At 65.5% G+C, this 9,437-nt stretch carries 7 protein-coding genes; all 7 read left to right on the forward strand.

Features of this window, described 5'->3' with window-relative positions; genetic code table 11:
* The first annotated feature begins 1 nt into the window (after position 1).
* From A5634_RS22230 to A5634_RS22260, 7 genes are read left to right on the forward strand one after another with little or no spacing between them, the layout of a single operon-like run.
* Positions 2-847, forward strand: a complete 846-nt coding sequence (locus tag A5634_RS22230; RefSeq protein WP_253861821.1) for a WecB/TagA/CpsF family glycosyltransferase — start codon at positions 2-4, stop codon at positions 845-847.
* Between the two features lie 17 nt (positions 848-864).
* On the forward strand, positions 865-2,367 hold the full coding sequence (locus A5634_RS22235; RefSeq protein WP_065146197.1) for a sugar transferase: 1,503 nt from the start codon (positions 865-867) through the stop codon (positions 2,365-2,367).
* A 51-nt stretch (positions 2,368-2,418) separates the two neighbouring features.
* On the forward strand, positions 2,419-3,882 hold the full coding sequence (locus tag A5634_RS22240) for an oligosaccharide flippase family protein (RefSeq protein WP_065146198.1): 1,464 nt from the start codon (positions 2,419-2,421) through the stop codon (positions 3,880-3,882).
* A complete protein-coding gene (locus tag A5634_RS22245) occupies positions 3,879-5,915 on the forward strand; it encodes a glycosyltransferase (protein ID WP_065146192.1) in 2,037 nt (678 codons plus the stop codon). Before A5634_RS22240 ends, A5634_RS22245 begins: the two co-directional genes overlap by 4 nt.
* Positions 5,912-7,144, forward strand: a complete 1,233-nt coding sequence (locus tag A5634_RS22250) for a class I SAM-dependent methyltransferase (RefSeq protein WP_065146193.1) — start codon at positions 5,912-5,914, stop codon at positions 7,142-7,144. The genes A5634_RS22245 and A5634_RS22250 overlap by 4 nt, the downstream gene beginning before the upstream one ends.
* Positions 7,137-8,225, forward strand: a complete 1,089-nt coding sequence (locus A5634_RS22255; RefSeq protein WP_065146194.1) for a class I SAM-dependent methyltransferase — start codon at positions 7,137-7,139, stop codon at positions 8,223-8,225. The genes A5634_RS22250 and A5634_RS22255 overlap by 8 nt, the downstream gene beginning before the upstream one ends.
* Before the next feature lie 5 nt (positions 8,226-8,230).
* Positions 8,231-9,328: a glycosyltransferase gene (locus A5634_RS22260; protein WP_081290589.1), complete on the forward strand. Its 1,098-nt coding sequence runs from the start codon at positions 8,231-8,233 to the stop codon at positions 9,326-9,328.
* Positions 9,329-9,437: the final 109 nt, after the last annotated feature.

Raw genomic sequence — 9,437 nt, forward strand, 5'->3', positions numbered from 1 at the left:
GGTGAGCGCAGCTTCCGAGGCGCCGGTGCGCATGGTCGTCAGCGGCAGCATCGTCGACCGCTGCGAAACCGACGAGGTGTTGTCGATCATCGGTGCCCGCCTGGGAGCGCCATCCGATCGTGGCTTAGCGGTGGGGTCGGTGAACCTCGATCACCTACACCACTTCCGCACGGTCGGGGCCGGGCCCACCGGCTTGACGGAATGGCTGCTGCTGGCTGATGGCATGCCGATCGCCTGGCGTGGTCAACTGCTGACCGCCAAGCCGTGGCCCCGGGTCACCGGCGCCGACCTGCTCCCCGCGGTCTTGGCGCTCGCCGAAACCGGCGGCCACCGAGTCGGGTTTTTCGGGGGCAGCAATCACACCCACCAGCTGCTGAGCGAGCACCTGCGGCAAAGCTACCCCGCGCTGGCCGTCTCGGGCATGTGGGCGCCGAGCTCGAGCGACGTCGAATCAAGTTCGGCCGCTTTGTGTTCGGCAATCCGCGCGGCACGCACCGACATTCTGGTCGTCAGCCTGGGCAAGCCGCGCCAGGAACAGTGGGTCGACCGCCACGGGCACGCGACCGGCGCACAAGTTTTCCTGCCGTCGGGCGGTGCCATCGACTTTCTCGCCGGCATGACCCGCCGCGCCCCGGACTGGATGCAGCGGTCCGGGCTGGAATGGCTGTACCGGTTGACTCACGAACCGCGCCGCCTGGCCCGCCGCTACCTGATGCAGGGACCGATAGCACTGCTGCGTGCCGCCCGCGCCCAACTGATCTGCTACCCCGGCATCCACTACGCCGGGCTCCCCGTCCGTGAGCAAGTCGAAACCCGCAGTGCCGCTGTAGAAGCAGCGTCTGCATGACTGAGGGAGCGGCCAGCATGACTGCCACACTGCACGCCAAGGCCGGCGTTTCGCCCATCCGCCCGGCACCCGTCGCGCTGCCCGCACCAGCCGTTCCCCGTTGGCAGCAACGGTATTCGAACAGGCTGCGTATCACCGACTCGCTAATCGTCTGCACGGCAGTCATGCTCGCGCAGTTTGTCCGGTTCGGCGACTCGCCCAACATGTCCGGCTACCCGGGTCCGGTGATGACGGGCTTCTCCTGCGTGTTTGCGGCGCTGTGGCTTTCCTCGATCGCGGTGTTCCACACCCGTTCCCCGCGAATCATCGGCTCCGGCATCGACGAATACCGGCGCATCGCCAGCGCCTCCTTCTCCGTGTTCGGCATCATCGCCATGGTCACCCTGCTCGCGAAGATCGAACTGGCCCGCGGCTACCTGGCCGTCGCACTTCCCGTCGGCACCCTGGGATTGCTCACAAGTCGCAATCTGTGGCGCAAGTACGTGTGGCGCAAGCGCGCCCAGGGGCAGTACCAGACGATGGTCCTGGCCATCGGCGACCGATCCGGAGTTTCACACCTTGCCCACGAACTGATCCGCAACCCGAAAGACGGTTACGTCGTTGTCGGCGTTTGCATCCCGGGCTACGGTCCGCAGCGCGGCGAAGCATTGAAAGTGCAGGACCGAGAGATCCCGATCCTCGGGGACGAATCCAATGCGCTTGCGGCCCTGGGATACTGCGGTGCCGACACCGTGGCCGTGACACGCACCGAACATTTCGGGGTGCACCGGATCCGCGAACTGATGTGGCAACTGGAAACGATGGACGTAGACCTGGTGGTCTCCCCCGGTGTGATGGATGTGGCCGGAGCCCGGTTGACGATGCGGCCCATCGCGGGATTTCCATTGCTGCACGTCGACAAGCCGCAATATGAAGGGACGCAACGCATCCAGAAGCGTGCGTTCGACTTCTGCTTCGCACTGGCCGCCCTGCTCATGACCGCCCCGCTGCTCGTGGCCGCCGCCGTCGCGATCAAGCTGACCAGTAAGGGGCCCATCTTCTACCGGGCCGAGCGGATCGGCTTGGACGGTCAGCCCTTCACGATGTTGAAGTTCCGCACCATGGTGGACGGTGCCGATACGCAGATCGAACACCTGCTGCCGTTGAACCAGGGCGCCGGCGGCATGCTGTTCAAGATCCACCAGGATCCGCGAGTTACCCAGGTCGGAAAGATACTGCGGCGCTACAGCATCGACGAACTGCCGCAATTCATCAACGTGCTCAAGCGGGATATGAGCGTTGTCGGTCCGCGGCCACCGCTGCGTCGCGAAGTGGAGCACTATGACGGGGAGGTGAAGCGGCGACTGCTGGTGAAGCCCGGCGTGACCGGGCTGTGGCAGGTGAGTGGTCGCTCCGACTTGTCCTGGGAGGACTCGGTTCGACTCGATCTGTCCTACGTCGACAACTGGTCGATGGCAGGCGATCTCGTCATCATCGCCCGAACCCTCAAGGCCGTCCTGGCCAGCGACGGAGCTTATTAGATGAGAGGCGGCACCGTGATCGAGCCGACGGCGGCTGAGGTTTCCGAGGCTTTGCAAGAGCCCCGGGAACCGTCGGCTCCGGCACCTGACGTGCCCCAGTCGCGGATTGCGCACGCGTTCTCGATCCAGCTGATCTGCCGGGTGCTGGGCATGATGGCCTCGGTGGTGTCGGTGGCGATGACAGCGCGCTACCTGGGGCCCGGCCGGTACGGCCAGTTGATGGTGGCGGTGGCCTTCATCGGCATGTGGACGAGCATGACCGATCTGGGCATCAGCACCGTGATCGTACGCCGCGTCACCTCCGGGCGCGGCGAACTGGAACGCTTGGTGCGCGTCAATAGTGGTCTGTCTCTTATGTATTGCGTTCCGCTGGCAATGCTCGCGACGGTCACCGGATGGCTCATCTATCGCGATGCCGACGTGCGCGTCATGCTGGTGGTGCTCTCGGGTCAGCTGCTGCTGTTGACGATGCGGACGCGCTTCGAGCCGGTCTTCCTGTCCACCGTGCGCTTTTCTGCGGTAGCCATCTCCGACGTCGCAGGGCGGATCGGCACACTGGCCATGGTCAGTTGGCTGGTGACAAACCGCGAAGACGTCATCTGGTTCGCGGTCGCACAACTGATACCACCGATTGTGCAACTGGCGATTCAGGGTGTGGCCGCCGCGCGGCACATCTCGGTGCGGCCGGTGTTCTCGGCGCGCGAGTCCACCGACCTGTTGCGGGAAAGCCTGCCGCTCATGGGCGTAGCCGTGCTGGGGATTCTCTACTGGCGGGCCGACGGCGTCATTCTGTCGTTGCTGAGCAGTCACGCCGAGATCGGCGTGTACGGGTTGGCCTACACGATCGCGTTCAACACCGAAGCTTTGTCGGTGTTCTTTCAGAAGTCGACGTTGTCGACGGCCACTGCGTTGTACTCGCGTGATGTGGGCGCCTACGTCGCGTTCCTGCGCCGCAGCGTCGAATTGATGTTCTTCGTCGCGGTTCCGGTCGCGGTCGTGGGCACGATGCTGGCCGCGCCCTTGATCGAGCTGTTCGGCGACGAGGCCTTTGTCAGCCGCGGGGCTCCTACCCTCGCGCTGTTGCTGATCGCCGCCGCGCTGCGCTTCGTCACCGGAACGCTGGGCCAGGGGCTATTCGCGTGCCACGAGCAACAGTTCTTCTTCCGAGTGTTCGTCGCGACGCTGGTGGTCAACGTGGCTCTGAACCTCGCCCTGGACTGGCGATTCGGCGCTATCGGCGCCGGTATCGCGTTGGTGTGCACCGAACTGTTCGGCATGACGGTCGCAAGCTGGCGTCTCGGTGCCCGCTGCGGGTACCGCATGCCGGTAAATTTCCTTGTGCGCCTGCTGATCCCGACGGTGCCCACGGTCGCGGTGGTGCTCCTGCTGTCCGGGCAGCACGCGGTGGTCGTGCTCGGTGCCGCCGCGGCCACTTACGTCTCGATCAACCTGGTGTTCGGTCCGGTCAAGTGGTCGATGTTGACCTCGCTATTGCAGAAACAGGTAACCGCATGACAACCGCGACGGATCGCGCCTATCTGAAACGCCCGGCGCACAATACGATTCCGCTGCAATCCGAACGGCCGCTCTCGGCCCTGATCGTGACCTACAAGAGTCACGACCTGGTCGAGCAGTGCCTGGCCAGCCTCGCCGAACATGCGCCGGAGCTGCCGGTCTACGTCTATGAGAACAGCGGCGACACCTACCCCGGCCGCGAGGAACTCGCCGCCCGCCATCCCCACGTGCACTGGGTACTGGGACCGGTGAACCTCGGCTTCGGCGGTGCCTTCAATGCACTGGTGGAGCACACACCGGACGGCACGGATCTGCTGCTACTCAACGCCGATACCCGGCTGACCGGGCCGCTGACCCGGACCCGCAAGCTGCTTCGGCAACCAGGCGTAGCGGCCGTGTCACCACTGATCCAAGACTCCGGAGCACCCGGGCCCAAGCGATGGGACATCGCGACGCGCCGCCGGACGCTGACCCGCGCGCTGGTTGCCGCTGCCGGATATTCGGACAAGTTCCGCGGCACCCCGCTTTCCCACCTGTATCCGCACCAGCCAAGTGAAACAGTAAGCATCGATGGCTACGTGGCCGGTATCTGCCTGGCCATCAACCGGTTGGCCTGGAACCAGATCGGCGGATTCGACGAGGAGTTCTTCCTCTACGGCGAAGAGACCGACTGGCAGGAGCGGGCCAGCGCGGCGGGCTGGCGCATTCTGCTGGCCAACGAGTTCGACGTCGACCACGGCAACCCGGCGGCCGCTGACGGACCCCGCGAATCCGGGTCTGCGCACGGCGCGGAGGTCTCTACCGTGGAGCGATGCCGAAATCGGGACCTGTTGCGCGCCAACATCGCACTGCTACTCGAACGCCAGGACGGTGTCCACTACGCCGATTCCTACCTGGCCGGCACCTCGTTGCTGGAACGATTCCAGCGGTCCAAACGCGATGTGCGCAAACGCGTCATCGCTTCCCGGGCTACCGACAAACCCGCCATAGTGATCACTACGAACCGGCTGGTCTACGGCGGCGCCGAGCGTCAAAAAGCCTTGTTGGCAGCCGAATTGGACCGGCGCGGTTACCCGGTCACCATCGTCTGCATGCAGCGGTTCGGTCCACTGATCAAGGAGATCCCGCACAGTGTGCGCGTGGTGCGCCAGCCTTGGTGGGCGCCGATGGTCGACCTCCCCGCGGGTCCGGCAGTGCTGATCAGTGGCGACACCAACACCGAGACCGGGTTCGCCACATTGTGGCGGGCCGCGGCCAAACAGCGGCGCTGGTTGGTGGCCCCGCACGTGCCACCGGAGGCCGATCGACCGATCTACTCCCGGCCGCTGACCGCCGCGATGCGCCGTGCCGACGGCTTCATCGTTCTCGCGCACCGGCATTGGGACATGCTCACACCCCACCACCGGCTAGACGGCACCCCGTTCGTTGCACCCAACGGAGTAGATGTAGCCGCGCCGACCCTGCGGGTGCGTGCGGACGGCGCGCCCCCGCACCTGGTGATGCTGTCCCGCATCGTCGAGCACAAGAATCCGCACCTGCTCATCGAGGCGCTCGGCGAACTGGCGGACTTGCCCTGGCGGCTCTCAATTTTCGGGGACGGACCCGACCGCGAGGCGCTGGAGTCTCGCACGCCGGCCGCGCTGCGCGACCGCGTTCAGTGGCGTGGATGGTCGCGCGGACCCGGGCCGGCGCTGGCCGACGCCGATCTGTTGTGCGTACCCAGCCGCTCCGAGGCGTTCCCCTTGGTGATCCTGGAAGCCATGGCCCGCGGGGTGCCGGTGGCCGCCTCCGCGGTTTGCGCGGTACCGGAAATGTTGGACTTCGGCAACGCCGGATTCGTCGTCGAGCCGGTATCGGTATCGGCATGGCGCGACCAACTGGCCGAAATCCTCTCTGCCCCAGACGCGTTGCCTGAAGTCGGACGGCGGGGCTACGAGCGGCTGCAAAAGCACTACACCGTGTCGGCGATGGCCGACGCGTACCTCGAGGCGATCAACCAGACCTGCCGAACTACAGAATCGAGAGTGAAATGAAGTGCCGCCTGTGCGACTCCGAACGCATGCTCAGTGTGTTGGACCTGGGTGCGACGCCTCCGTGCGAAAAGATCTTGGCCGCAGCGGAACTCGACCTTCCCGAGGCTACCTACCCACTGCATCTGCGGCTGTGTGAGGACTGCCTGCTCCTGCAGATTCCAGCGCTGATCACCCCGGAAGAGACCTTCACCGAGTACGCGTACTACTCCTCGTATTCGGACAGTTGGGTCGAGCACGCCGAGACCTTCGTCGATCAGACTGCCAAGCGTCTCGGGCTGGGGCAGGATTCGTTTGTCGTCGAAGTCGCCAGCAACGACGGGTATCTGTTGCAGCACGCGGTCTCTCGTGGCATCCCGTGCCTGGGGATCGAGCCCTCGTTGAACGTGGGGGCCGCCGCCACCGAGCGCGGGGTACCGACGGTGTCAGAATTCCTCGACGAGGCGGTGGCGCGGCGCATCCGCGACGAACACGGGCCGGCAAACCTGGTGGTGGCAAATAACGTCTACGCACACATCCCGGACCTGCGGGGCTTTACCCGGTCGCTGCGCGGTCTGCTCGCCGACGACGGCTGGCTCAGCATCGAGGTGCACCATGCGCTGAACCTGGTCACCCTCGGTCAGTTCGACACCATCTACCACGAGCACTTCCAGTACTACACCGTGTTTTCGGCCATCAACGCACTCGCCAGCGCCGGCCTGGCCGTCGTCGACGTCGAACTGCTGTCCACCCACGGCGGATCGATCCGCGTGTGGGCCCGGCCCATCGAGGTCGCGCAGGGGCACACCGAGCGGGTCGAGAAGATCCTGCGCATCGAGGAGGCCGCCGGACTGCATAGCCCCGACGGTTACCTGCAGCTGCGGCACCGCACCGAAAAGATCCGGCACGACCTGTTGCGTCTTCTGCTCAAGTGCCGGGCCGACGGAAAGCGTGTCGTCGGGTACGGCGCTCCGGGCAAGGGCAACACTCTGCTCAACTACTGCGGCATCCGCACCGATCTGCTCGAGTACACCGTCGACCGGAATCCCTACAAGCACGGCCATTTCACGCCGGGCACCCGAATTCCGATCCACGACCCGGAGATGATCGCCAAAGACCGCCCAGACGTGGTGCTGGTGCTGCCCTGGAACCTGGAGACCGAACTCACCGAACAACTCAGCTACGTCACCGAGTGGGGTGGCCAGATCGTCTACCCATTGCCCTCCCTGCACGTGGCCGCCTTCGATGAGTAGCTGCCGGGGGTGTGGCGGCGCTGAGCTGACCCGCGTGCTCGACCTGGGCTATATGCCTGCGGCCGATCTATTTCCGCCTTCGTCCGCGCCGATCAGCGCGCAGGAATCGGCACATGAGCTGGCGATGGGTCTATGTCCGACGTGCGGGCTGGCCCAACTCGCCGACGACGACACGGTCACCTCGGAGCCGCGCGGCATCGAACCGCAGGCGTTGCGCGAACAAGCCGTTGATGCCGTACAGCGGGTCGCCGCCGCGGGCTGGCTGCGCGGCTACACCGTGCGCGAATTCGGTAGCCCGCACGGTGGTTCGTGGCTCCCGTTGCTGGCCGAACGCGGGTTCGCGGAGGCTGACATTGCCGATGTGGTGCTCGACTCGTTCGGCGTTATGCACGATGCCGATCAGCGGACGGGCTTCGCGCTGCGCGCGAAAACGACCGCACCGAACGGGGTCTTGCTGGTGCAGTTCCCGTCGCTGATGACGATGGTCGAGCAGGGGCAATGGAATGCGTTGCGCCATGGTCATTTCGGTTATTACTCGCTGACCGCGTTGCGCGGGCTGCTCGAAGCTGCCGGCATGAGCGTGGTGACGGTGTGGGAGTTCGACCTGTACGGCGGCACCTTTCTGGCCGCCGCGGTGCACGGTCATGCCGATGCCGACGCGCGGGTTGCCGACATCCTGCAGCGGGAGAGCGAGTTCGGTGTCACCGATCCCGCCGTTCTGGGGCGTTTGCAGGACGCTGTCGACCGGCATGCCTCTGGTCTGCGGGACTGGCTGGTGGAGCAAGCGCGTGAGGGCCGCACGGTTTACGGCTACGGCGCCGGCTCGCGGGTGACAGCATTGTTGAACATCGCCGGGGTGAGCAGCGCGCTGCTCAAGGGCATCGCCGACGGCTCGCCGGCGAAGCAGGGCCGCAGAATTGCCGGCACGGATGTTCCGATCATCTCTCCCGAGCAACTCATCGCCGCCGATCCCGATCGGGTGTTGCTGACACTGCCGGATCTGTATGACGAGGTGCGGAAAACGTACCCGCAGTTCGAGGGTCGCTGGTGGGTCGATCGTGGCGCGTTGGGGAACCAGTAGCGATCATGAATTCTGCTCGGATACTGTGGCTTTCGCCGTGGATGCGGCCGTTGGCACGCGTCCAGGCCGAGGCGCTGCGACGCCACGGAGCGGACGTGCTGTTGGTTACCTCCGACCAGCATCCGGAGTCTGATGCGCCCCGCGATTACGAGTTGGTGCTCGATCCCCGGTTTCGCACGGCGGCAACGTGGCCGGCGAGTTGGTCCGCGTGGCGCCGTATCCGCGCGTATCGCCCCGACGTCGTGATCACCGAACTGGTCCGCGATCCCCGATGGATCGCACTGGCCGGCGGGGCCCCGCGCATTCAACTGGTGCACGACGATCGTCCCCATGACGCCGACGAGCAGCGGCCCTCCTACGAACTGGCCGTGTTCGACCGTTGGGGCGCCCGTTCGGCGGCCACCGTCACCTACAGCGAGTACGTCGCCGCCGGCGTCATGGCGCGACGTGACGTAGCGGGCACGCCGGTTCACGTAGTGCCGCTCACCAGTGACCTCGACCCGACCTTGGTGCCCGAACCTGTTGGCGCGCAGGGCCGCCGCGACTTCGTGATGATCGGCCGGCTGAACCCATACAAGAATGTCGATGTGGTGTTGCGGGCATGGCAGCGACATGTGCACGGAAGTGGTTGGCGCGGTGACAAACTGGTGTTGATCGGCGACGGATCGATCTCAGATCTACCCTCGCACACCGAGTGGCGAGCGGGCCGCTACCGCTACGCCGATGTGCTAGGCACTCTGGCCCGGGCCAAGGGTTCGGTGGCGCACTACACCCGGGCGTCGCAGAGCGGGGTGCAGGTGCTTTCCATGCAGCTGGGCGTGATGCCGATCGTTTCCACCAGCGGTGGTCTCCCCGAATACCAACCGCCGATCTGCCCGCCGGTGGGAGTTGACGATATCGACGGGCTGGCAGCCACTTTCGACGCGCTAGCCGATCCGGCCATCGCAGCTCGACGTGGGGCCGCTGCGGCGCAGCACTACGCGCAGCACTACTCGGTCGACCGTGCCGCTCAGCGACTGTTGGACGTGGTCGACGAGGTGCACCGAACGCGCGCACTTCAATCCCCCTCGTCGTCATCAGGTTTCATGGTCCGCTCCGGATGATGCATGCAGTTGACGCGTGGGCGTCCGTGTTGGAGCTGTTCGGGCGGTATCCATTCGGTTTGGCCGTGGGCGTTTCTGCGGGTGATGTATTTGCGTAGCTCGACCAGGC

It is taken from the genome of Mycobacterium asiaticum (genome assembly GCF_001673365.1).
Taxonomy (GTDB): Bacteria; Actinomycetota; Actinomycetes; order Mycobacteriales; family Mycobacteriaceae; genus Mycobacterium; species Mycobacterium asiaticum_A.